Origin of the sequence: Hydrogenophaga sp. (assembly GCF_011772445.1) — a bacterium.
Classification (GTDB): domain Bacteria; phylum Pseudomonadota; class Gammaproteobacteria; order Burkholderiales; family Burkholderiaceae_C; genus Hydrogenophaga.
Genome location: NZ_WVZN01000011.1, coordinates 196426 through 218921, shown reverse-complemented (window position 1 = coordinate 218921; position 22496 = coordinate 196426). Strand labels below are relative to the sequence as shown.

Here is a 22496-nt window from a genome sequence, read left to right as displayed (position 1 = left end):
CAGCGCGGGGTTCAGGCCGCTGGCGCGCAGGCTGCCTTGCCAGTCGCCCAAGGCGGAGGCGGCGCCCTGTGCGGGCGGGTCGCGCCGGCCCTCGGCCTGCACGCGCCCACCGGCCACCGCGGCGCTGAGGCGCTCCAGCGTCCAGCGCGCGCCGCTCTGCAGCACCTCGGCCTCGATGGATTCGAGCGGCAGGCGGCGCTTGTCCACTGGGCCGGGCGATTCATTGGTCAGCGCCAGGCGCGCGCGCCAGTCGGTGCCGTCGGGCCGGGCCTCGACGGTGCCGGTGAGCGCAGTGGTGGGCGCTTGCGGCCACAGCAGCGCTAGGTTCAGGCGGAACAGGCGCAGGTCGGCCTCGGCCAGGGGCTGCGGGGCCCAGGGGCGCAGGCGCGCGGTACCGGACAGGGTGGGCGTGGCCTCGGCACGGCCAAGGGGTTCGATCTGGGCGACCAGGTCGAGCGCCGCGTCGGCACCGGCCAACTGGCCTTGCGCGGTGGCGCGCGCGCGCAGCTCCAGCCGGCCGCCTTCGGGGACTTCGGTGCTCAGCTCGCCTTCGGCCTGCAGCCGCAGCGGCATGGGCGCCTGCGCGCCCAGCGTGGCCTGCGCCGTGTAGCGGCCTTCGGCCCATTGCAGCGACCGCAGCAGCAAGGTGTGCGCGTCTTCGGTGCCCAGGCCGGGTTCGGCGCGGCCGTAGCGGTAGCGCGCCTGCAGGCCGCGCAGCAACAGCGGCTGCTGGCCCGGCAGCAGCAACTCGTCCACCGAGACCGTGGCCTCGATGTCCACCGGCAGCACCAGCGATTGCAGCGGTTCGCCGGGCGAATCGGGGGTGGGCGGGCGCTGGTCGACGATGCGCAGGCGCGCGGCGTGCAGTTCGCTTACCAGCAAATCGCCGCGCAGCAGGCCGAGCCAGAAGAGGCCGCCCAGGCGCAGGCGAATGCCTTCGGCCTGCACGGCCAGGCCGCTCTGGTCCCAGCTGAGCGTGCGGAGCTGGCCGCCGCCGATCAGGCTGCCTTCGACCCCATCGGCGCTGATGGTGCCCGCTTCGGGCGCGTTCTCCGCCTGCCAGGCCAGGCCCCAGCGCAGGGTCTGCGCCAGCGAGCCTTCGCTGCTGGCCCAGGCACCCAGCAGCAGGGCACCGGCCAGTCCGGCCCCGGCCAAGGCGCCGAACAGCCACAGCAGGGCCCGGCCGAACCCGCGCGCCGCGCCGGGCCAGCGCGGCGGGGGCGCTGGCGCCACGGGCGGCGGGGCGACGGGCACTGGCGGGTCGTCCATGGGTCCCTTCAGAACACGAAGCCCACGCTCAGGTGCAGGCGCAGCTTGCGCACCTCCAGGCCGTAGGCCAGGTCCACCTGCAGCGGCCCAACCGGGCTGTTGTAGCGCAGGCCGGTGCCCACGCCCCACTGGAAATCGAGGTTCTGCACGCGGTTGGCCACCGCGCCGCCGTCGATGAAGAGCACGTGTTCGAAGGGCGAGCGCGACACGCCGTCGCCCCACACCGGGCGTTGCCATTCCACGCTCACCACCGCCTTGTAGCGGCCGGCGAGGACGCTGCCGTCGGGCTGCACCACGCCGATGTCGCGCAGCCCGTAGCCGCGCACCGAGGTGTCGCCGCCGGCGTAGAACAGTTGCGTGTCGGGCACGGGGGTGCTGTCTTCGGCGATGACGGCGCCGCCTTCGAGCCGCAGCGCCAGCCGGCCCAGGCGCGTGGGCGGGCGCGCGGTGGGGCGCTCGCCCGGCACGGTGGATGGCAGCTCGGCCTGGCGGTCGAGCGGGAAGTAGCCCAGCCAGCGCGCCTGCGTGCGGCCGAAGGGCTTTCGCGTGATGCCCAGGGTGGTGCCCACGCCGAGCTCCACCGCGAGGGCATGGCCGCGGTTCGGCGAGATCGGGTCGTCGAAGCGCTCACGAGCCCAGGCGTAGTTGGCCGTGAGGGAGGATTCGATGCGTCCCCGCACGCCACTCAGGCGCTCGCTGTCGGTGAGGGTGCGCGCGCGGTCGTACTGCAGGTAGATGCTGCGGTCGTACTCCACGCCCTCCTGCGCCTGGCCGAAGCGGGCCCGCTGGCTGGTGGTCTCCACCTGGTTGTTGTCCAGACGCGCCATCTGCAGGAGCGAGATCCAGCGCCAGCCTTCCTTGTCCAGGGGCGAGGACCACTCCGTGCTGGCCAGGCCGTCCTGGCGCTCGAAGCGCAGCGTGGACAGCGCGCGCCAGCCGATGCCGGGCAGGCGGTTGTGGATGTGCTCCAGCGACAGGCGCGCGCCGTTGTCGGTGCTGGCGCCGATGCCCAGCACGAGCTTCTGCCGCAGCGCTTCGCGCAATTGCACCTTCACCGGCAGCGGCTCGCCGCCCGCGCCGGGTTCCACATAGACGAAGGCGGCGTCGTAGTAGCCGCTGTCGAGCAGGCGCTGCTGGGCCTGCTGCAGCTTGGACAGGTCGTAGTCGCTCCCGGGCGTGAGCCCGGTGAGGCGCACGATGCGTTCGCTGATGTCGGCGTCGTAGCGTTGCACACCGTCCACCTCGATGGCGCCGAAGCGGCGACGCGCGCCGGAGTCGAGCTCCACGTAGAGCCGCGCGCTGGAGCTTGCGCCGTCCACGTCGGCCAGGCTGCTGCTGATGCGCCCGCCGGGGTAGCGCTCGGCGGTGAGCCGGCGCAGGGCGGCGGACTTGGTGCGGTCCCACTGGTCCTGTGTGAAGCGCTGGCCGGCCAGCAGCGCGGCCTCGCGCTGAATGGCTTCGCGCTGCGCCTGCGCGTCGGCGTCATTGGCGATGTCGCCCAGGAAGCTGATCTGCACGCTTTGCACGGTGGTGGGCGGCCCCGGCTCGACGCGCACCGGGATGCGGCCCAGCGGCACCGGGCCTTCTCCGGCGGCCGTCACCGCGGCCGGGGTGGGCGGCAGGGTCTCGCCGATCTCGATGGTGGGCGCAAAGTAGCCGCGCGTGGCCAGCAGCTCGCGCGCATTGGCGGGCAGCTCGCTCAGCAGGCGCTCGAGCTCCGCCGCGTCCAGGCTGCGCTGCTCGCGAAAGCGCTGGATGTCGAGGTGGCGCAGGAGGAAGTCGTGCAACTCCTCGGGGGCATCGAGCTCGATGAGGAAGCGTGTCGTGACCGGAGGGCGCGCGGCCCGGGCGGCGCGGCGTGCCGCAGCGTCGGGGGCGCGCGCGTCGTCGTCGTCGGCCGCGTCGGGGATCGGCGCCGGGGCAGGTCGGGAGGCCGGCGGCGTCACCCCGTCCGTTTGCGCCCACGCGGGGGCTGCGCCGCACGCAAGCAGGAACACAAGCCGCCACGCGGCCCGGCAGTGGCGGGCCGGAGACAGGAAACGCATTCGCCGATTATTTCGACAGCATGCGCATCGTGTCTTCCAAGCCCTTCAAGGTGAGCGGGAACATGCGTTGCCCCATGAGCTGCTGGATGATGCTGATGCTCTGTCGATACTGCCAGACGCCTTGGGGTTCCGGGTTGATCCACGCGAATTTGGGGAACGTGTGGGTGAGGCGCTGCAACCACTCGGCGCCGGCTTCCTCGTTGTTGTATTCCACGCTGCCACCGGGCTGCAGGATTTCGTAGGGGCTCATGGTCGCGTCGCCCACGAAGATCAGCTTGTAGTCCTTGTTGTACTTGCGGATGATGTCCCAGGTCGGGAATTTCTCGGCGTAGCGGCGGCGGTTGTTCTTCCACATGAAGTCGTAGACGCAGTTGTGGAAGTAATAGAACTCGAGGTGCTTGAACTCGCTCTTGACGGCAGAGAACAGCTCCTCGACACGCTGGATGTGCTCGTCCATGGTGCCGCCCACGTCCATGAGCAGCAGCACCTTCACGTTGTTGTGCCGCTCCGGGATCATCTTGATGTCCAGGTAGCCGGCGTTCGCCGCGGTGCTGCGGATGGTGTCGGGCAGGTCCAGTTCCAGGTCGTTGCCCTCGCGCGCAAATTTGCGCAGCCGGCGCAGCGCGACCTTGATGTTGCGCGTGCCCAGTTCCTGCGTGTCGTCGTAGTCGCGGTAGCTGCGCTGCTCCCAGACCTTCACGCCGCTCTTGCCGCCGCCCTTGCCGCCGATGCGCACACCCTGCGGGTTGACCCCGCCGTTGCCGAAGGGGGAGGTGCCGCCCGTGCCGATCCATTTGCTGCCACCTTCGTGGCGCTCCTTCTGCTCTTCCAGGCGTTTGCGCAGCGTCTCCATCAACTCGTCCCAGTCCATCTTCGGCGCGTTGGCCTTCTGCTCTTCGGACAGGATGCGCTCCATCTCCTGGCGCAGCCAGTCGGCGGGGATGGGTTTGGTGAAGTCCGCAATCATCTCCACGCCCTTGAAGTAGGCGGCGAAGGCGCGGTCGAACTTGTCGAAGTGCTTCTCGTCCTTCACCAGCGCGGTGCGCGAGAGGAAGTAGAAGTCGTCCATGCTGCAGGCGTCGGGGTTGGTGGGCCCCACCACGTCGGCCTTGAGCGCCTCCAGCAGCGTGAGGTACTCCTTCACCGACACGGGCAGCTTGGCCGAGCGCAGGGTGTAGAAGAAGTCGATCAGCATGGCGATCTCCCCGGGTTCAGTCGTGCCGTTCCCGCAGGTACAGCAACTGCGCACGCGCCTCGGGCCATTCGCCCGAGCGCATGCTGTACATGACGGTGTCGCGGATGGTGCCGTCGCGGCGCAGGGCGTGGCCCCGGATGACGCCGTCCTTCTTCGCGCCCAGGCGCTCGATGGCCCGCTGCGACGCGAAGTTGTAGTTGTCGGTGCGCCAGCCCACCACGTGGCAGCCCAGCGTATCGAAGGCATGGCCCATCATCAGCAGTTTGCAAGTGGTGTTGACGTGGCTGCGCTGCGCGCGCTTCGCGTACCAGGTGTAGCCGATCTCCACGCGCTTCACGGCGGGCAGGATGTCGTGGTAGCTGGTGCTGCCCAGCACCGTGTCGCTGGCCTCGTCGACGACGGCGAAGGCGAAGCGGTGCCCTTCCTCGCGCATGCGCAGGGCGGTCTCGATGTACTCGCGCGTCTGACCCGGCTCGGGCACGGAGGTGACGCGCAGTTTCCAGAGTTCGCCGTCGGCCGCGGCCTCGCGCAAGCCATCCTCGTGGCGCTGGCCCAGCGGCTCGAGCCGCACGCCGCGCTCGCTCAGGACGACCGGTGCGACGAATGTCATGTCAGCGGTTCCTCTGGTTCATGAACACCAGCTTCTCGAACAGCGTGGTGTCCTGCTCGTTCTTGAGCAAGGCCCCCACGAGCGGCGGAATCGAGACCTTGTCGTCGGCGCTTTGCAGGGCTTCGAGCGGAATGTCCTCGGCCATCAGAAGCTTCAGCCAGTCCAGCAGCTCGCTGGTGGTGGGCTTCTTCTTCAGCCCCGGCAGGTTGCGCACGTCGTAGAAGGTCTTCATCGCGACCTTCAGCAGGTCCTGTTTGAGCTTCGGGAAGTGCACGTCGACGATCTTGTGCATCGTCTCGGCGTCGGGGAACTTGATGTAGTGGAAGAAGCAGCGGCGCAGGAACGCGTCGGGCAGCTCCTTCTCGTTGTTGGAGGTGATGATCACCAGCGGGCGGTGCTTGGCCTTGATGAGCTCGTGCGTCTCGTAGCAGTAGAACTCCATGCGGTCGAGTTCGCGCAGCAGGTCGTTCGGGAATTCGATGTCGGCCTTGTCGATCTCGTCGATCAGCAGGACCACCGGCTTGTCGGCCGTGAAGGCCTGCCACAGCACGCCCTTGACGATGTAGTTGTCGATGTCCTTGACCCGCTCGTCGCCGAGCTGCGAGTCGCGCAGGCGGCTCACCGCGTCGTATTCGTACAGGCCCTGCTGGGCCTTGGTGGTGGTCTTGATGTGCCACTGCAGCAGGGGCATGTCCAGGGCCTGGGCCACCTCCTCGGCCAGCATGGTCTTGCCGGTGCCGGGCTCGCCCTTGACCAGCAGCGGGCGCTCGAGGGTGATGGCGGCGTTGACCGCCAGCATCAGGTCCTGCGTGGCGACGTAGTTCTCGGAACCCTGGAATTTCATGAAGGCGACCTCGGGGTGGCGGCGCGGGCTGTCCGCGCGCGGGACTCGGGATGTGGCGGGGGGCGCGACGACCGCTCATATAATTCGCGGTTGATCTTTCCCGGCCGTTCTTCATTGTGCTAGCAAAATGACCCCACTGCTGAACCCGCTCGCCCGTACCCTTGTCGCCGCTGCGACGCTGTTCGTTGCTGCCACATCGGCCCAGGCGCAAGGCGTCACCGGCGACGTGGAGGCCGGCCACAAGAAGGCCGAGATGTGCATCGGCTGCCATGGCATCAAGGGCTACCAGAACAGCTTCCCCGAGATCCACAAGGTGCCCATGATCTCGGGCCAGTCGGCGCCGTACATCGTGTCCGCCCTCAAGGCCTACCAGAAGGGCGACCGCAAGCACCCGTCCATGCGCGGCATCGCCGGCTCGCTCACCGAGCAGGACATGGCCGATCTGGCGGCGTTCTACGCTGGCCAGGCCGGCCCGGCCGCGCCGGAGACGGCGGCCACCGCGAGCGCCGACGTCGCCGCGCTGCTGACCAAAGGCGCCTGCGTGTCCTGCCACGGGGCCAACTTCAGCAAGCCCATCGACCCGAGCTACCCCAAGATCGGCGGCCAGCACGCCGACTACCTCTTCGTGGCGCTCAAGTCCTACACGGTCGAAGGCAACCACGTGATCGGCCGCAGCAACGGCATCATGGCCGGCATTGCCAAGCAGTACACCCCCGCCGAGATGCGCGCCATCGCCAAGTACCTGAGCACCGTCAAGGGCGAACTGCAGACCGTGCCTCAGTCGCGCTTCCGTTGAACGGGTCGGGAATCGCAAGCAACAAAAGGCCGCTCGGTGAGCGGCCTTTTGTTTTTCAATCCTTTGTCGCCCGTCGGCGCACGGCGTCGATGTAGGCCTGGCCGTCCGGTGGGCGGCCCGCGCGCTGGCTTTCCCACAGCATGGCGCCCAGGCATTCCATCACCTCGTGGTGCGCGGCGTGAAGGTCGCCGCGCCGTGCGGTGAGCAACTCCACGGCCTGGCGGATGCCGGGGGGCTGGTCGATGCTGCACTGCTCGCTGATCGACAGGTGCATGGATAGGTGCAGGAAGGGGTTTTCGCGCGCCGCGTCGGGCTGGCTCAGGCGCGCCACGGCGGCGTCGGCGTCGCCCAGTTCGGCGTGGTACTCGGGGTGCTCGGCGATCCACTGGGCGGCCAGCGTCTCGAGGGCGTCCAGCGGCGCTGCATCGCGCTGCTTGACAAAAGCGCCGCAGAAGAAGCGGCGCACGTCGGCTTGGGAGGGATTGAACATGGGTCGATTGTCCTGCCTGCTCAAAGCCGCCACGGCGGGAGTTGCCAATCGCGCCACAGCGCCAGGCCACGCAGTCCGGCCGTGACGCCCACGCAAGCCAGCAGCGCCAGCCAGCCCGGGGCTGCGATGACCCACAGGCCCACGTAGACCCAGCCGCCCACGAAGGCGCACACCGCATAGGGCCGGTGGTCGCTGAAGGCGCTGGGGATCTGGTTGCAGACCACGTCGCGCAGCACGCCGCCGGCCACGCCGGTGACGATGCCCATGAGCACGGCCACCAGCGCCGGCATCTGCTGCAGCAGGGCCTGGTGCGCGCCCGTGGCGGCGAACAGGCCCAGGCCGAGGGCGTCGGGCCATTGCATGGCACGCTCGGTCACCTGGAAATGGCGCGTACGCAGGAACAGCATGGCCAGCACGCTCAGCCCCAGCACACCCCACAGCAACTCGACGTGGCGGACCCAGAAGAAGGGGCGCTCGTCGAGCAGCAGGTCGCGCAGCGTGCCGCCACCGAAGGCCGCGAGGAAGGCCACCACCACCACGCCCACGGCGTCCAGCCGCTGGCGCGCGCCGGCCAGGATGCCCGAGAGCGCGAAGGCCACCGTGGCGGCCAGCTCCACCAGGAGCCTGAGGGTTTCCCCCCACAATGTCACGTTTTGCATCGCCGGATTGTCTTGCGTGTCCTCGCTCCCCATCATCGCCGACCCCTACTTCTACCTCGTTGCCGTGCCGGCCGTGCTGTTGCTGGGCATCAGCAAGAGCGGCTTCGGCGCCGGCTTCGGTTCTCTCGCGGTGCCGCTGATGGCGTTGGCCGTGACGGTGCCGCAGGCCGCGGCCATTCTGATGCCGGTGCTGCTGGTGATGGACCTGCTGGGCATGGCGGCCTTTCGCAAGAACGTGGACCGGCAACTGCTGAAGTTCCTGCTGCCGTGGGGTCTGGTGGGGGTGGTCATCGGCACCCTGCTGTTCCGCTCGCTCGACGCGCACCTGGTCGCGGGCATCGTGGGCGGCTTCACGCTGGTGTTCCTTGCCCAGCGCCTGCTGTTCCCGCCCAAGCCCGACAGCGCGCCGCCGCCGCGCTGGGTCGGCGCCATTCTCACGGCCACGTCCGGGTTCACCAGCTTCGTGGCGCACGCGGGCGGGCCGCCCATCAACGCGTACGTGATCCCGATGCGCCTGCCGCCGGTGCTGTTCACCGGCACCATGGCTTTCTTCTTTTTCTTCGTGAACATGGCCAAGTGGGTGCCCTACGCCTGGCTCGGCCTGATCGACCTGCGCAACATGGCCACGTCGCTGGTGTTGCTGCCGCTGGCGCCGGTGGGGGTGTGGATCGGCGTGCGCATCGCGCACCGCATCCGCCCCGTGCTGTTCTACCGGCTCATTCACCTGGGCATGTTCCTCACGGGCTGCAAGCTGGTGTGGGACAGCCTCGGGCTAACATAGCGTTACCTGTGCCAGTACCGGCCCCGGCGGCCGAACTCAAGGAGACGACATGCCGATCGTGGTGGTTGCAAATCCGAAGGGGGGCGTCGGCAAGACCACGCTGTCAACCAATGTGGCTGGTTACTTCGCCAGCCAGGGCCACAACGTCATGCTCGGCGACGCGGACCGCCAGCAGTCATCGGCCCTGTGGCTGCGCCTGCGGCCGCCCACGGCACGGCCGATCCACACCTGGGAAATCTCGCACGACCAGATCGCGCGCCCGCCCAAGGACGTGACCCACGTGGTGCTGGACACGCCCGCCGGCCTGCACGGCAAGCGCTTCAAGGAGGTCCTCAAGCTGGCCAACAAGGTCATCGTGCCCTTGCAGCCCAGCATCTTCGACATCTACGCGACGCGCGATTTCCTCGACGAGCTGACCGAGACGCGCCGCGCCGCCGTGGGCATCGTGGGCATGCGGGTCGATCCGCGCACCATCGCCGCCGACAAGCTGGCCGAGTTCGTGGCCGGGCTGGATCTGCCGGTGCTGGGCTACCTGCGCGACACGCAGAACTACATCCACCTGGCCGCGCGCGGGCTCACGCTGTTCGACGTGGCGCCCTGGCGCGTGGAAAAGGACCTGCAGCAGTGGAAGGGCATCTGCGATTGGCTGGACCACTGAGTCGGGTTGTCGCGCGCCCGACATGGCATCGGGGCGGGTCTTTGTAGAGTGCGCCGATGCGCACGTTCGACACCCTTGAAGAAATCGACGCGCTGGTGGGCCAGGCCGTGGCCACCAGCGACTGGGTCACCATCACGCAGGAGCAGGTCAACCGCTTTGCGGAGGCCACCGGGGACCACCAATGGATCCACGTGGACGTGGAGCGGGCCACGGCGGGGCCGTTCGGCGCGCCCATTGCGCACGGCTTCCTCACGCTGTCGCTGCTGCCGGTGTTCTTCGCGTCGGCCATGCAGGTGCGCGCTTCCCGCATGGGCGTGAACTACGGCCTGAACCGCGTGCGTTTCACGTCTCCCGTGCCGGTGGGCAGCCGCCTGCGCGCGCACATGACGCTGCAGGCCTGTGAACCCATCGACAACGGCGGGCGGCAGATGACCTGGGCGGTCACGGTGGAGCGCGAAGGCGGCGAGAAGCCGGTGTGCCTGGCCGAATCGCTGGTGCGGCACTACCCCTGAGACACACGCATCAGCGGATGCGGGCGAGCTGCTTGGGGTCGAGCCAGTCCTCGAACAGGTCGCGCAGGGCGTCGATGCGCTCGGCGGCCACGTGCTGACTGTGGCGCTGGGCGATGATCTGGAAGGCGTCGTTGCGCAGCAGCCAGAGTTCCTGGGGGTTGCGCGCCTGCTCGATCTGGCGGCGCAGGCGCAGGGCCGGCACGGTGGTCACGCAATCGGCAATCGTGCCCAGCAGGTGCTGGCGGATGGTGACGATGTCACGCAGGTGGGGCGTGCGCCGCGGGCGCTGCTGTGGCTGGATGGCGCCACCGAGCCAGCGCGCGATGAACGCGAGCACCACGCCGGCTTCCGGATGCGGCCCCCGGCCGGAACCAATGGCGTTCAGCCGATGGGGATGGGGACTGATCGTGGTCTGCATGGGCCGCATGGTGGATCAGTTGCCCCAAATGGGGGATGTTTCAAGGGTTCATCGTGTGATAAGGATCACGCAAGCCCGCCTTGAAAGCCGTTCTGGCGCCAGGCCTCGAACACGGTGATGGCCACGGCGTTGGAGAGGTTGAGGCTGCGCTGGCCCGGCCGCATGGGCAGGCGCAGCCAGCGGCGGGAATCGATCGAGTCCCTCACCGCCAGGGGCAGACCGCTGGATTCGGCGCCGAACACCAGCCAGTCGCCGGCCCGCCAGGAGACCTCGTGCACGCCCCGCTGGCCGCGCGTGGTGAGGGCGAACAGCCGCTCCGGCGCGGGGCGGGTCTGTTGCAGAAAGGCAACCCAGTCCGCGTGGCGCTGCACGTCGGCGTACTCGTGATAGTCCAGCCCGGCGCGCCGCATGAGCTTGTCGTCCATGGAAAAGCCCAGCGGTTCGATCAGATGGAGCGCGCAGCCGGTGTTGGCGCACAGCCGGATCACGTTGCCCGTGTTCGGCGGGATTTCGGGGTGGACGAGGACGACGTTGAACATGGTGGGCGGCGCATGATAGTGGCGGCCTCAGTTCACCGCTCGTGGGGCGCGGGCGTGCGCGCGAAGACCAGGGCATCCACCCTGGCGGCGCCCGCGGCGCGCAGTGCCTGCGCGGCGGCGGCCAGCGTGGCGCCCGTGGTGGTCACGTCGTCCACCAGCAGAACACGGGCACCCCGCAGCCTTTGCAGGCCATCGATGGGCACGGCGAAGGCGCCCTGCAGGTTGCGCAGGCGCTCCTGTCGTGCCAGCCGGTGCTGGGCGAGGCCATCGCTCAGGCGGACAAGGGTGCCCGCCAGCGTGGGGCGCGGGTGCAGGCGCGCGAGCGCCCTGGCGAGTTCCCAGGGCGGGTGGTGGCCGCGTTCGGCCAGGCGCGCGGGGGTCAGCGGCACCGGGGCGATCCAGTCGGCGCCGTCGAGCAGAGCGGTGGCGCCCGGCGCGTCGAGCATCAGGCGGGCGAAGGGCTTCGCCCAGCCCGGCTCTCCCTGGAACTTGAAGCGGGCGATCAGGCGATCCCAGGGGTAGACGTAGTCCACCGCCACCGCGCAGGCGGCCAGCGCCGACTCCACGGCCTGCGCCAGGCAGGGGCAGGGCGACGCGCCGTCGACCGGGGCCGCGCAGTGCGGGCAGCGCGGGCGGACGGGCGCAAAGCGTCGGCGGCAGGCGGTGCACAGCGGCTGGGCTGGCCACAGGCCGCACACCCGGCATTGACTGGGCCACGCCAGGCCTTTGCTCAACGCGCTGAATCGCCCCATGCGGGCTCAATATACTGAGCGCCCGCTTTCGATACCGTGGCCGGTTCGCGCCGGCCCACCGCCTTGAACCCTTCCCCTTCCGACGCCAGCGACGCCGTGCCCGGCCTCGACGCCGTGGCCTGCGCCCGCTGGCTGGGCCTGCCGCGCCAGAACAGCCCCTGGCTGCATGAAGAGGTGGCGGGTCGCATGGTCGAGCGCCTGCAATGGTTCCGCGAACCACCCACCAGTTGGCTGCATTGGGAACCCGTGCTCGGCGGCCTGCAGGCGCATGCGCGCTTGCGCGCGGCCCTGCCGCAGGCCGGCTGCCAGGTGTGGTCGCGCGACCTGGCGGGCGCCCTGGCGGCGACGCGGGAGCCCGCGCCCCGGTCCTGGAATCCCCTGCGCCGCTCGCGCTGGGTGGAGCCGCTCGCCGCCGATCCGCAGCGCCCGGTGCAGATGCTGTGGGCCAACATGGGCCTGCACGCCGAGCCGCAGCCGCAGCATCTGATCGCGCGCTGGCACGCGCACATCGCCACCGGCGGCTTCCTGATGTTCGCCTGTCTCGGGCCGGACAGTCTGCAGGAGTTGCGCAGCGTCTGGGCCGCCGAGGGCTGGCCTGCGCCGACGCACGGTTTCACCGACATGCACGACTGGGGCGACATGCTCGTGCACGGCGGATTCGCCGAGCCCGTGATGGACATGGAACGCCTGGAGCTCACCTACGGCAGCGCGGTGGGGCTGGTCGGGGAGCTGCGCGGTTTCGGGCGCAACCTGTCGGCGGGGCGGTTTGCGGCCTGCCGGGGCCGGGGCTGGCGAGACCGCATGCTGGCGGCGATCGAGGCCCACGGCCCGCGCACGGCCGATGGCCGCCTGCGCCTGACGGTCGAGATCGTCTATGGCCACGCCTTCAAGGCCGCGCCACGGCCCGCACGGGGCGACGCGACGGTGCCGCTGGATACGCTGCGCGAGCAGTTGCGCCAGCGCCGCGGCTGAGCCGCGCACGCAGGACGTCAACAGAACCCGACCAGGTCTGCCGGCTTGCTGCGTGGCGGCCCGATGACGGCGGCTACAATCCCGCGGTTTGAGTTGAAGGGCATTTTCCCTGTGCCGGCGCGCCGTCTTCGGGTGGCGCGCCACCCAACCGGTGGTGGGTGTGAGCCAGTCCAGCAGCGCATTGCGTTTCGCGACCCGTGCCGATGAAGACGGTGTGGAGTGGCGACTGCGGCGCAACTGTTCGATCACGCCTCGCCAGCTCGGCATCCTGTACGCCTCCCTCTGTGTCGTGTCACTGAGTGTGGCCGGGTTCTTCTGGACCCAGGGCGCGACGCTGGTGCTGCCGTTTGCGGTGCTGGAACTGCTGGCTCTGGCCGTCGCGTTCCTCGTGTACGCGCGCCACGCCACCGATGGTGAGTGCATCCGCCTGCGGGCGGCGGCGCTGGTGGTGGAGCAGGAAAGCGCCGGTCGGCTGGTTCGCCGTGAGTTCGCTCGCGGGCAGGTGCGGATCGCAGCGGGGGAGAATGCCGGAGCGCTCATCGAGGTTCGCGGCGGAGGCCAGTCGGTGCATGTCGGGCGCCATGTGCGCGCCGAACTACGGCCTGTGCTGGCGCAGGAGATGCGACAAGCCCTGCGCGGCGTCTGAAGGCGCTGGCGCAAGGTGGACAGGTTTTGGTGTAATCGGGATCGATATCAATCGATACTTATATTTGAGGCGCAACAAGTGAGTAAGACGACGAAGACGCTGCAATCCCTACGTGCAGCGCGCAACGCGGCGGGACTGGCACTGCTGAGCGCCGGGGTCTGGACCTCGGTGGCTGCTCAGAAGGTCAATGATCTGCCGGGCGGGCCCGCGGTCAATCAGCTCAACTTCGCGCCACCGGTCACCAAGATCGCCGAAGAGCAGCACTGGCTGCACTGGTTCATGATGGGCATATGCGCCGTGATCTTCGTGATCGTCTTCGGCGTGATGTTCTATTCCATCGTCAAGCACCGCAAATCGGTGGGCCACAAGTCGCAGGCGCTGCCTGAGCCGATCTGGGTGGAACTGGGCTGGACCATCGTCCCCCTGCTGATCGTCATCGGCATGGCGCTGCCGGCCACCAAGGTGCTGGTCGCCCAGAAGGACACCACCAACGCCGACCTCACCATCAAGGCGGTGGGCATGCAGTGGAAATGGGGCTACGAGTACATCAAGGGTGAAGGCGAGGGCATCGACTTCCTGTCCACCCTGGACACCGCCCACCGGACCATGTCGAGCAGTGGCAAGCCCGAAGCCACCGACGACTACCTGCTCAAGGTCGACAACCCGCTCGTGGTGCCCGTGGGCAAGAAGATCCGCATCATCACCACCGCCAACGACGTGATCCATGCCTGGATGGTGCCGGCCTTCGGCGTCAAGCAGGACGCCATCCCCGGCTTCGTTCGCGATACCTGGTTCCGCGCCGAGAAGACCGGTGACTTCTACGGCCAATGCGCCGAGCTGTGTGGCAAGGAGCACGCCTACATGCCGATCCACGTGAAGGTGGTGTCGGCCGAGGAGTACACCGCCTGGGTGGGTGAGAAGTACAAGGCCATCGCTGCCGCGGCCGACGACCCGAGCAAGGTCTGGACGCTGACCGACCTGGTCAAGCGCGGCGAGTCGGTGTATGCGGCCAACTGCGCGGCCTGCCACCAGGCCAACGGCAAGGGCGCCGGCCCCATCAAGCCGCTCGACGGCTCGGCGATCGTGCTCGACGCCGACAAGAACAAGGCCCTGCATGTCGTGCTCAACGGCGCGGCGGGCGGCGCCATGCCAGCCTGGAAGCAACTCTCCGACACGGAGATTGCGGCGGTCGTCACCTACGCCAAGAACAGCTGGAGCAACAAGACCGAGCAGATCGTGCAGCCCGCCGACGTGCAGGCCGCGCGCAAGTGATCCGCCCGCGCATCGAGATCGAGAGAACCTGAGGAACAGACATGAGTGCAGTGCTTGACCACCACGACGCGCACGGCCACGACCACGACCACCACGCCCCCACGGGCTGGCGGCGCTGGGTGTTCGCCACCAACCACAAGGACATCGGTACCCTGTACCTGCTGTTCTCGTTCACCATGCTGATGGTCGGTGGCGTGCTCGCCCTGGGCATCCGCGCCGAGCTGTTCCAGCCCGGCCTGCAACTGGTGAACCCGGAGCTGTTCAACCAGCTCACCACCATGCACGGCCTCATCATGGTGTTCGGCGCCATCATGCCGGCCTTCGTGGGCTTCGCGAACTGGATGATCCCGCTGCAGATCGGCGCGTCCGACATGGCCTTCGCGCGGATGAACAACCTCAGCTTCTGGCTGCTGATCCCCGCGGCCATCATGCTCGTGGGCTCGTTCTTCATGCCCGGCGGCGCGCCCGCCGCCGGCTGGACGCTCTACGCGCCCCTGACGCTGCAGATGGGTCCCTCGATGGACGCCGGCATCTTCGCGATGCACATCATGGGCGCCTCGTCGATCATGGGCTCGATCAACATCATCGTGACCATCCTGAACATGCGCGCGCCCGGCATGACGCTGATGAAGATGCCCATGTTCTGCTGGACCTGGCTCATCACCGCCTACCTGCTGATCGCCGTGATGCCGGTGCTGGCCGGTGCCATCACCATGATGCTGACCGACCGCCACTTCGGCACCAGCTTCTTCAACGCGGCCGGCGGCGGCGACCCGGTGATGTACCAGCACATCTTCTGGTTCTTCGGTCACCCCGAGGTCTACATCATGATCCTGCCGGCCTTCGGCATCGTGAGCCAGGTCGTGCCCGCCTTCGCGCGCAAGAAGCTGTTCGGCTACGCCTCCATGGTGTACGCCACGGGCTCCATCGCCATCCTGTCCTTCGTCGTGTGGGCGCACCACATGTTCACCACCGGCATGCCGGTCACCGGTCAGCTCTTCTTCATGTACTCCACCATGTTGATCGCGGTGCCCACGGGCGTGAAGATCTTCAACTGGATCGCGACGATGTGGAAGGGCGAGATGACCTTCGAGACCCCGATGCTGTGGGCCGTGGGCTTCATCTTCGTGTTCACCATGGGTGGCTTCACCGGCCTGATCCTGTCGGTCGCGCCGATCGACATCCAGATGCAGGACACCTACTACGTGGTGGCGCACTTCCACTACGTGCTCGTGGCTGGCTCGCTGTTCGCCATGTTCGCCGGCATCTACTACTGGCTGCCCAAGTGGACGGGCGTGATGTACAGCGAGACGCGCGGCAAGATCCACTTCTGGTGGTCGATGATCTCGTTCAACGTCACCTTCTTCCCGATGCACTTCCTGGGCCTGGCCGGCATGCCCCGTCGCTACGCCGACTACCCGATGCAGTTCGCGGACTTCAACATGATCGCGTCCATCGGGGCCTTCGGGTTCGGTCTGGCGCAGGTGTACTTCTTCCTGGCCGTGGTCCTGCCCGCCATGCGCGGCAAAGGCGAGACCGCTCCGCAGAAGCCTTGGGAAGCGGCCGAAGGCCTGGAATGGGAAGTGCCTTCGCCGGCGCCGTTCCACACCTTCGAGACCCCGCCCAAGCTCGACGCCACAGCCACCAAGGTGATCGGCTGAATTCCGCGACTGCCACGCCATGACGCCTGAACAGAAAAAGAGCAACGTCCGACTGGGCCTGATCCTGGCCTCTGTCGCGGCGGTGTTCTTCCTCGGCTTCGTCGCCAAGTTCGTGCTGTTCAACGGCTGAAGGGTCGGAGCCGGCTATGGGTCTGCGCCAGGAAAACCTCAAGATCGTGGGCAAGCTCTGCGTGATCGCGCTGGGCATGTTCGCGTTCGGCTACGCGCTGGTGCCGATCTACCGCCACATCTGTGACGCGCTGGGCATCAACGTGCTGGCCGTGTCGGAAACGCGCATCCCCGGCGCGGCCAGGCTTCCCGCCAACACGCAGGTGGACCTGACCCGCACCATCACGGTCGAGTTCGACACCAACGTGCGCGGCCCCTGGAATTTCAAGCCCGCGGTGCGTTCGCTCCAGGTTCATCCGGGCGAGCTCACCACGGTGATGTACGAGTTCCAGAACATCCAGAACCGAAGCATGGCCGCGCAGGCCATCCCCAGCTACGCCCCCAAGCAGTCGGCCGCCCACTTCAACAAGCTCGAGTGCTTCTGCTTCACGCAGTACACGCTCGCGGCAGGTGAGAAGAAGGAGTGGCCGGTGGCCTTCGTGATCGACCCGCGCCTGCCCAAGGACGTCCACACGATCACGCTCTCGTACACCTTCTTCGAGGTGGGCGGCAAGACGCCGCCAGCCCCCGAGTCGGCCGCCCTGGCCCCCGCCGCATCGGCGCAGGGCGGCGCATGAAAGCCATGACCAAGCCCTCGCGTTCCGGTTCGCTGCTGAGCACGGTCAAGGCCGTGCTCTGGGGCTTCCTCGGTGTGCGCCAGCGGGCAGAGTACGAAAAGGACATCAAGCGCCTCAATCCGCTGCATCTGGTGGCGGTAGGGATCGTGATGGCCTTCATCTTCGTCGGCGCGCTCATCGCGCTGGTGAACTGGATCGCCGGTTGAGGGCGGTGACCAGAGCAACGCATCCATTGAAATCGACAGCGACAGCACAACAGGAGTGAGCAGCATGTCCGCAGCATCCCATGGCTCCACGCCGTACTACTTCGTCCCCGGACCCTCGCGCCATCCGGTCATGGCCGCCATCGGCCTCTTCTTCGTGATTCTCGGCGCCGGCCAATGGGTCAACGGCGTGCAGTGGGGCGCGTACGCCGTGGCCTTCGGCATGGTCTTCTGGCTGTTCGTGCTGTTCCAGTGGTTCCGCGACGCCGTGCACGAGAGCGAGACCGGCATGTACGGCCGCAAGATCGACCTCTCGTTCCGCTGGAGCATGAGCTGGTTCATCTTCTCCGAGGTGATGTTCTTCGGCGCCTTCTTCACCGCCCTGTGGTGGGCGCGCGCGCACGCGCTCCCCAACCTGGGCAGCTTCGAGAACTCGCTCATCTGGCCCAACTTCTCGGCCGTGTGGCCCAGCGTGCAGGCTGGTGCCACCGCCTCCCCGGGCGGCATCGTGGAGCCCTTCCAGACCATGGGCCCGTTCTGGCTGCCCACCATCAACACCGCGCTGCTGCTCAGTTCGGGCGTCACGCTGACCATCGCCCACCACGCCCTGCAGGCCGGTCAACGCGCCAAGACCATCGGCTTCATGTGGGTCACCGTGTTGCTCGGCTTGGTGTTCCTGTTTGTGCAGGGCTACGAGTACGCACACGCCTACGCCGACCTGAACCTCAAACTGAGTTCGGGCATCTTCGGCTCCACCTTCTTCATGCTCACTGGCTTCCACGGATTCCACGTGCTGGTCGGCATGCTGATGTTGTTCTTCATCACGCTGCGTCTGCACAAAGGCCATTTCACCGCCGAGCGCCACTTCGGCTTCGAAGGCGCCGCCTGGTACTGGCACTTCGTGGACGTGGTGTGGCTGGGTCTGTACATCCTCGTCTACTGGATGTGACGCCACGCCAGGGACGATCGCCCATGAAAAAAGCGCCGCGAGGCGCTTTTTTCTTTCGGTGCCCGGGCGGCGGGTTCAGCGTTGCAAGGGCAGCCCGGTCGGCTGGATCCAGCCCATGAAGTACGCCACCAGCACCAGCACGAACAGCAAAATGGAAAAGCCCACGCGAAAGGCCAGCGCGCGCGCCATGTGGCGTTTGCGGGGGGCTTCGTTGTCCTTGTCGTCGTGCACGCCGCCACGCATCATGAACACCAGCGCCGCGGCCAGGCTGCCGATGATGGCCACGAAAGCCACGATCACGAAGTACTTCATGGACCGCATTATCCGGGCCTCGCCGCGAGGCGCTGTCGGACGGGGCCGCGTCGGAGGCGGTGCATGAGCGGCGCGGAGCCTACCCCGACGAGTCGCGCCCGCTTTGTCGTCGTCAGCGTGGCGGCGGCCCTGACCGTGGCCGCCACCGCCTCGCTCGGCGTGTGGCAGCTGGACCGCGCGGCGCAGAAGACCGCGCTGGAGGCGTCGATCCGTTCACGCGCCGATCTGCCCGCCTGGGACAACCGCGAACTGCTCGCGCAGGCCGACCCGGCCTCTGGCGCGTACCGGCCGGTGCGCCTGCAGGGGCAATGGCTCGCGCAGCACAGCGTGTTTCTCGACAACCGCCAGATGGACGGTCGTGTGGGCTTCTTCCTGGTGACGCCGCTGCGCCTGAGCGGCAGCGACCGCACAGTGCTCGTGCAGCGGGGCTGGGTGCCGCGCGACTTCAACGACCGCCAGCGCGTGCCCGAGGTGGCGACGCCCCCTGGCGAGGTGACCGTGCAAGGGCGCTTGGCCCCGCCACCCGGGCGCCTTTACCAGTTCGGCGAGGCCGGTACCGGGTCCATCCGGCAAAATGTCGAGCCCGCTGCCTACCGGCTGGAAACCGGTCTCGCGTTGCTGGACGTCTCGGTCCAGCAAACGGGTGGCGACGAAGGCCCGCTGCGTCGCCAATGGCCGCTGCCCGCCACCGACGTGCAGAAGCACCATGGCTACGCCTTCCAGTGGTTCGCCCTGTGCGCACTGGTCGCTGGCCTCTACCTCTGGTTCCAGATCATTCAACCCCGCCGCCAACGCGCCCGCCTCCATGGCCCAGACGCCTGATGAACCCCTGACGCTGACGGTGCACAGCCTGCCCACACCCGATCGCGGCAACGCCGAGCGCGCCGCGGCCACGCGCAGTGGCCGCTGGAAGATGTTCGCCATCCTGCTCGTGTGCGCAGCGCCTGTCATCGCCTCGTACTTCACCTACTACGTGATACGGCCGGAGGGCCGGCGCAACTACGGCGAGCTCGTCACCTCCCAACCCGCTCTGCCGGCGATCGACGCCACCGACGCGCAGGGGCGCACGGTGCCGCTGGCTTCGCTGCAGGGCCAGTGGCTGCTGGTGAGCGTGGCCGACAGCGCCTGCGACGCCGCTTGCGAGAAGCACCTCTACCTGCAGCGCCAGCTGCGCGAAACGCTGGGCCGTGAGAAGGACCGCCTCGACTGGGTATGGCTGCGCACCGGCGCCACCGAGCTGCGCGAGCCGCTGCGCGCGGCCACGGCGGCGGCCACGGTGCTGCACGTCGACGCCGCCGCACTGGCCGAGTGGCTGAAGCCGGCCGAGGGACGCCGCCTCGAAGACCACCTCTACGTGGTGGATCCCCAGGGGCACTGGATGATGCGCTTCCCCGCCGACATCGACGCCGCGCGCGCCAAGCGCGACCTCGATCGCCTGTTGCGGGCCTCCTCGTCCTGGGACAAGGCGGGCCGGGAAGACTGAAATGGACGCCACCGCATCCCTGGTCGACCTCGCGCCCATCACCCGCATGATGCTGTTGGGCATCGTGATCGCGATCGGCCCGCTCGCCTGGATCTGGCTCAGGCACCGCCAGGCCAGCCCCGCGCAGCGCCTGCGCGTGCTCACGCTGGTCACGCTGTTCCTCACCTTCGATCTGGTGCTCTTCGGTGCCTTCACGCGCCTCACCGACTCCGGCCTCGGTTGCCCCGACTGGCCCGGCTGCTACGGTGCCGCGAGTCCTTTCGGTGCCCACGCCGACATCTCGGCCGCGCAGTCGGCCATGCCGACGGGCCCTGTCACCTTTTCCAAGGCCTGGATCGAGATGATCCACCGCTACCTCGCCACCGGCGTGGGCGTGCTCATCATCGTGCTGGCCGCGGGCAGCTGGATCGAGCGCCGGCGCCTCCACGTGCACTGGGTGTGGCCCGTGGTCACGCTGGTCTGGGTCTGCCTGCAGGGGGCTTTTGGCGCGCTCACCGTGACCATGAAACTGTTTCCCGCCATCGTCACCTTGCACCTGCTGGGGGGCCTCGTGCTGCTGGCGCTGCTGCGGGCGCAGGCGGTGGCCTACCGCCTGGGCGAAACCGGCAGCGCGGGGCCTGTGCCCATCGGCGCGGCGCAGCGCTGGGCCCTGCTGGCGGCCTTTGCGCTGGTCTGGCTGCAGATCGCACTGGGCGGCTGGGTCAGCACCAACTACGCGGTGCTGGCCTGCCGCGACTTTCCCACCTGCCAGGGCAGCTGGTGGCCCACCATGAACTTGGGTGAGGGCTTCACGCTCTGGCGCGAGCTCGGCGCCAACCACGTGGGCGAGGCCATCACCTTCCCGGCGCTCACGGCCATCCACTACGTGCACCGCCTCACGGCCTATGCGGTATTCGCCGCGCTGTTGGCGCTGGCCTGGACGCTGTGGCGCGTGCCGGGCCTGGAGCGCTTCGCCCGCGCGCTCGTCGTGCTGTGCGCCTGGCAGTTCCTGACGGGCCTGAGCAACGTGGTGCTCGACTGGCCCTTGCTCGCCGCCGTCAGCCACACGGGTGGTGCGGCCGCGCTGGTCATCGCCTTCACCGGTGCCGTCGCGGCCACGCGCGGGCGCCCCGCGCCGGCTGCCCGGTGGCGCTTCACGGAGGCTGCGCGATGAGCTCGAACGCACACCCCCTGCCCATGCCCTCCACCTGGCGCCAGTTCCACGCCTTGACCAAGCCGCGCGTGATCCAGCTCATCGTCTTCTGCGCGCTCATCGGGATGGTGCTGGCCGTGCCGGGGCTGCCGAGCTGGCCGCAGGTGCGGCTCGCGGCCATCGCCTGCGTCGGCATCTGGCTCGTGGCCGGCGCGGCCGCGGCCTTCAACTGCGTGGTTGAACAGCACATCGACGCGAAGATGAGGCGCACCGCCTGGCGCCCCACGGCCAAGGGCGAACTCACCAACTGGCAGACGCTCACGTTCTCGGCCGCGCTGTGCGCGCTCGGCTCGGCCATTCTGTGGTTCTGGGTGAACCCGCTCACCATGTGGCTCACGTTCGCCACCTTCGTGGGTTACGCGGTCATCTACACGGTCATCCTCAAGCCGCTGACGCCGCAGAACATCGTGATCGGCGGCGCCTCGGGCGCCATGCCGCCGGTGCTGGGCTGGGCTGCGATGACAGGCACGGTCGCACCCGAGGCGCTGATTCTCTTCCTCATCATCTTCCTCTGGACGCCGCCGCACTTCTGGGCGCTGGCGCTCTACCGCGTGGAGGACTACCGCAGGTCCGGCCTGCCCATGTTGCCGGTGACGCACGGCTCCGAATTCACGCGCCTGCAGATCCTGCTGTACACCTTCGTGCTGCTGGCGGCCACGCTGCTGCCCTTCATGCTTCGCATGAGCGGCTGGTTCTACCTGGTGGGCGCGCTGCTGCTGGGCATCGGCTTCTGTGGCTACGCCTTCGCGCTGTGGCGGAACTATTCCGACGCGCTGGCTCGAAAGACTTTCCGCTTTTCGCTGATCCACCTGTCGCTGCTCTTCGCAGCGCTGCTCATCGACCACTACCTGCCATGGTGACCCACCTCTCGCGCCGCCGCCTGCTCGTGGCCGCCGCCAGCGCCGCCGCGCTGAGCGCGTGCTCGGATTCGCCAAAGGCCTTCAAGGCCATCGACATCACCGGCGCCGACTACGCCACCGGCTTCTCGCTCACCGACCACAACGGCCAGAAGCGCACGCTGGACGACTTCAAGGGCAAGGCCGTGGTGATCTTTTTCGGCTTCACGCAGTGCCCCGACGTCTGCCCGACCTCAATGACCGAGATGGCCGAGGCCAAGCGCCTGCTCGGCCCCGATGGCGAGCGTTTCCAGGGGCTGTTCCTCAGCGTCGACCCGGAGCGCGACACGCCCGAGGTGATGAAGCAGTACGTGACGAATTTCGACCCGAGCTTCCTCGCGCTGTACGCCGCGCCGGGCGAGCTGGAGGCCGTGGCCAAGAGCTTCAAGGTTTACTACAAGAAGGTCGAAGGCAAGACGCCCACGAGCTACACGATGGACCATTCCGCCGGCAGCTATGTGTACGACCCGCAGGGCCGCATCCGCCTGTACCACCGCTACGGCAGTGGGGCTCAGTCGCTGGCGGACGACGTCAAGCTGCTTCTGCAGGGCTAAGTCGCAGATCTCGCGAACAAACAAAGGGCGCCCTCGAGCGCC

At 68.3% G+C, this 22496-nt stretch carries 27 protein-coding genes and 1 pseudogene; 17 read left to right on the top strand and 11 right to left on the bottom strand.

Features of this window, described 5'->3' with window-relative positions; all coding sequences use genetic code 11:
* The 5 genes and pseudogenes from GTO19_RS05680 to GTO19_RS05660 form a co-directional block, all read right to left on the bottom strand.
* Positions 1-1269, bottom strand: a pseudogene (locus GTO19_RS05680) (hypothetical protein); the annotation flags it as partial.
* Between the two features lie 8 nt (positions 1270-1277).
* Entirely contained in the window at positions 1278-3215 is a 1938-nt protein-coding gene (locus tag GTO19_RS05675) for an autotransporter assembly complex family protein (protein WP_291022640.1), read from the bottom strand.
* A 106-nt stretch (positions 3216-3321) separates the two neighbouring features.
* Positions 3322-4509, bottom strand: a complete 1188-nt coding sequence (locus GTO19_RS05670; protein ID WP_291022638.1) for a VWA domain-containing protein — start codon at positions 4507-4509, stop codon at positions 3322-3324.
* Positions 4510-4525: 16 nt separating this feature from the next.
* Positions 4526-5119, bottom strand: a complete 594-nt coding sequence (locus tag GTO19_RS05665; RefSeq protein ID WP_291022636.1) for a GNAT family protein — start codon at positions 5117-5119, stop codon at positions 4526-4528.
* A 1-nt stretch (position 5120) separates the two neighbouring features.
* Positions 5121-5963, bottom strand: a complete 843-nt coding sequence (locus tag GTO19_RS05660) for a MoxR family ATPase (protein WP_291022634.1) — start codon at positions 5961-5963, stop codon at positions 5121-5123.
* 127 nt (positions 5964-6090) lie between these two features.
* Here GTO19_RS05660 and GTO19_RS05655 point away from each other — a divergent pair, with 127 nt between their 5' ends.
* A complete protein-coding gene (locus GTO19_RS05655) occupies positions 6091-6759 on the top strand; it encodes a c-type cytochrome (RefSeq protein ID WP_009517358.1) in 669 nt (222 codons plus the stop codon).
* Positions 6760-6814: 55 nt separating this feature from the next.
* On the opposite strand, the gene GTO19_RS05650 is transcribed toward GTO19_RS05655, so the two are convergent.
* Both GTO19_RS05650 and GTO19_RS05645 read right to left on the bottom strand, forming a co-directional pair.
* Entirely contained in the window at positions 6815-7249 is a 435-nt protein-coding gene (locus GTO19_RS05650; protein WP_291022631.1) for a DUF1841 family protein, read from the bottom strand.
* Between the two features lie 20 nt (positions 7250-7269).
* Positions 7270-7908 (bottom strand): trimeric intracellular cation channel family protein, encoded by a 639-nt coding sequence (locus GTO19_RS05645; RefSeq protein ID WP_291022629.1) that lies wholly within the window; start codon positions 7906-7908, stop codon positions 7270-7272.
* A 16-nt stretch (positions 7909-7924) separates the two neighbouring features.
* Between GTO19_RS05645 and GTO19_RS05640 the strand changes: the two genes are divergently transcribed.
* From GTO19_RS05640 to GTO19_RS05630, 3 genes are read left to right on the top strand one after another with little or no spacing between them, the layout of a single operon-like run.
* Entirely contained in the window at positions 7925-8689 is a 765-nt protein-coding gene (locus GTO19_RS05640) for a sulfite exporter TauE/SafE family protein (protein WP_291022626.1), read from the top strand.
* Between the two features lie 49 nt (positions 8690-8738).
* On the top strand, positions 8739-9347 hold the full coding sequence (locus GTO19_RS05635) for a ParA family protein (RefSeq protein WP_291022624.1): 609 nt from the start codon (positions 8739-8741) through the stop codon (positions 9345-9347).
* Between the two features lie 56 nt (positions 9348-9403).
* Positions 9404-9859: a MaoC family dehydratase gene (locus tag GTO19_RS05630; protein ID WP_291022623.1), complete on the top strand. Its 456-nt coding sequence runs from the start codon at positions 9404-9406 to the stop codon at positions 9857-9859.
* Positions 9860-9869: 10 nt separating this feature from the next.
* On the opposite strand, the gene GTO19_RS05625 is transcribed toward GTO19_RS05630, so the two are convergent.
* From GTO19_RS05625 to GTO19_RS05615, 3 genes are all read right to left on the bottom strand, one after another.
* On the bottom strand, positions 9870-10277 hold the full coding sequence (locus GTO19_RS05625; protein WP_291022621.1) for a hypothetical protein: 408 nt from the start codon (positions 10275-10277) through the stop codon (positions 9870-9872).
* A 65-nt stretch (positions 10278-10342) separates the two neighbouring features.
* Positions 10343-10816, bottom strand: coding sequence for a tRNA (uridine(34)/cytosine(34)/5-carboxymethylaminomethyluridine(34)-2'-O)-methyltransferase TrmL (gene trmL / locus GTO19_RS05620; RefSeq protein ID WP_291022619.1), 474 nt, complete (start codon positions 10814-10816; stop codon positions 10343-10345).
* Between the two features lie 32 nt (positions 10817-10848).
* A complete protein-coding gene (locus GTO19_RS05615; RefSeq protein WP_291022617.1) occupies positions 10849-11568 on the bottom strand; it encodes a ComF family protein in 720 nt (239 codons plus the stop codon).
* A gap of 63 nt (positions 11569-11631) precedes the next feature.
* Here GTO19_RS05615 and GTO19_RS05610 point away from each other — a divergent pair, with 63 nt between their 5' ends.
* From GTO19_RS05610 to GTO19_RS05575, 8 genes are all read left to right on the top strand, one after another.
* Complete coding sequence (locus GTO19_RS05610) at positions 11632-12540, top strand: biotin synthase (protein WP_291022615.1); 909 nt, start codon at positions 11632-11634, stop codon at positions 12538-12540.
* Between the two features lie 160 nt (positions 12541-12700).
* Entirely contained in the window at positions 12701-13186 is a 486-nt protein-coding gene (locus GTO19_RS05605) for a DUF2244 domain-containing protein (RefSeq protein ID WP_291022612.1), read from the top strand.
* Positions 13187-13321: 135 nt separating this feature from the next.
* A complete protein-coding gene (coxB, locus tag GTO19_RS05600; RefSeq protein WP_291022662.1) occupies positions 13322-14458 on the top strand; it encodes a cytochrome c oxidase subunit II in 1137 nt (378 codons plus the stop codon).
* 41 nt (positions 14459-14499) lie between these two features.
* Positions 14500-16119, top strand: coding sequence for a cytochrome c oxidase subunit I (gene ctaD, locus GTO19_RS05595; protein WP_291022610.1), 1620 nt, complete (start codon positions 14500-14502; stop codon positions 16117-16119).
* Between the two features lie 19 nt (positions 16120-16138).
* Positions 16139-16249 (top strand): cytochrome oxidase small assembly protein, encoded by a 111-nt coding sequence (locus tag GTO19_RS05590; protein ID WP_291022608.1) that lies wholly within the window; start codon positions 16139-16141, stop codon positions 16247-16249.
* Between the two features lie 16 nt (positions 16250-16265).
* Positions 16266-16865, top strand: coding sequence for a cytochrome c oxidase assembly protein (locus tag GTO19_RS05585; RefSeq protein WP_291022606.1), 600 nt, complete (start codon positions 16266-16268; stop codon positions 16863-16865).
* A 5-nt stretch (positions 16866-16870) separates the two neighbouring features.
* Positions 16871-17071, top strand: coding sequence for a DUF2970 domain-containing protein (locus GTO19_RS05580; RefSeq protein ID WP_291022660.1), 201 nt, complete (start codon positions 16871-16873; stop codon positions 17069-17071).
* 64 nt (positions 17072-17135) lie between these two features.
* Positions 17136-18017: a cytochrome c oxidase subunit 3 gene (locus GTO19_RS05575; RefSeq protein ID WP_291022604.1), complete on the top strand. Its 882-nt coding sequence runs from the start codon at positions 17136-17138 to the stop codon at positions 18015-18017.
* A gap of 75 nt (positions 18018-18092) precedes the next feature.
* Here the strand turns inward: GTO19_RS05575 and GTO19_RS05570 are convergent, their stop codons facing one another.
* Positions 18093-18329: a twin transmembrane helix small protein gene (locus tag GTO19_RS05570; protein WP_291022602.1), complete on the bottom strand. Its 237-nt coding sequence runs from the start codon at positions 18327-18329 to the stop codon at positions 18093-18095.
* Between the two features lie 63 nt (positions 18330-18392).
* Here GTO19_RS05570 and GTO19_RS05565 point away from each other — a divergent pair, with 63 nt between their 5' ends.
* The 5 genes from GTO19_RS05565 to GTO19_RS05545 are packed head-to-tail and all read left to right on the top strand — an operon-like array spanning position 18393 to position 22454.
* Positions 18393-19151 (top strand): SURF1 family protein, encoded by a 759-nt coding sequence (locus tag GTO19_RS05565; RefSeq protein ID WP_291022600.1) that lies wholly within the window; start codon positions 18393-18395, stop codon positions 19149-19151.
* Positions 19135-19812, top strand: coding sequence for a hypothetical protein (locus GTO19_RS05560; RefSeq protein ID WP_291022597.1), 678 nt, complete (start codon positions 19135-19137; stop codon positions 19810-19812). The genes GTO19_RS05565 and GTO19_RS05560 overlap by 17 nt, the downstream gene beginning before the upstream one ends.
* A gap of 1 nt (position 19813) precedes the next feature.
* Entirely contained in the window at positions 19814-20965 is a 1152-nt protein-coding gene (locus tag GTO19_RS05555) for a heme A synthase (RefSeq protein ID WP_291022595.1), read from the top strand.
* The gene (gene cyoE / locus GTO19_RS05550; protein ID WP_291022593.1) at positions 20962-21864 is read left to right on the top strand and encodes a heme o synthase; all 903 of its coding nucleotides are present in this window, start codon (positions 20962-20964) and stop codon (positions 21862-21864) included. The genes GTO19_RS05555 and cyoE overlap by 4 nt, the downstream gene beginning before the upstream one ends.
* Complete coding sequence (locus tag GTO19_RS05545) at positions 21858-22454, top strand: SCO family protein (RefSeq protein ID WP_291022590.1); 597 nt, start codon at positions 21858-21860, stop codon at positions 22452-22454. The genes cyoE and GTO19_RS05545 overlap by 7 nt, the downstream gene beginning before the upstream one ends.
* The last annotated feature ends 42 nt before the right edge of the window (positions 22455-22496 follow it).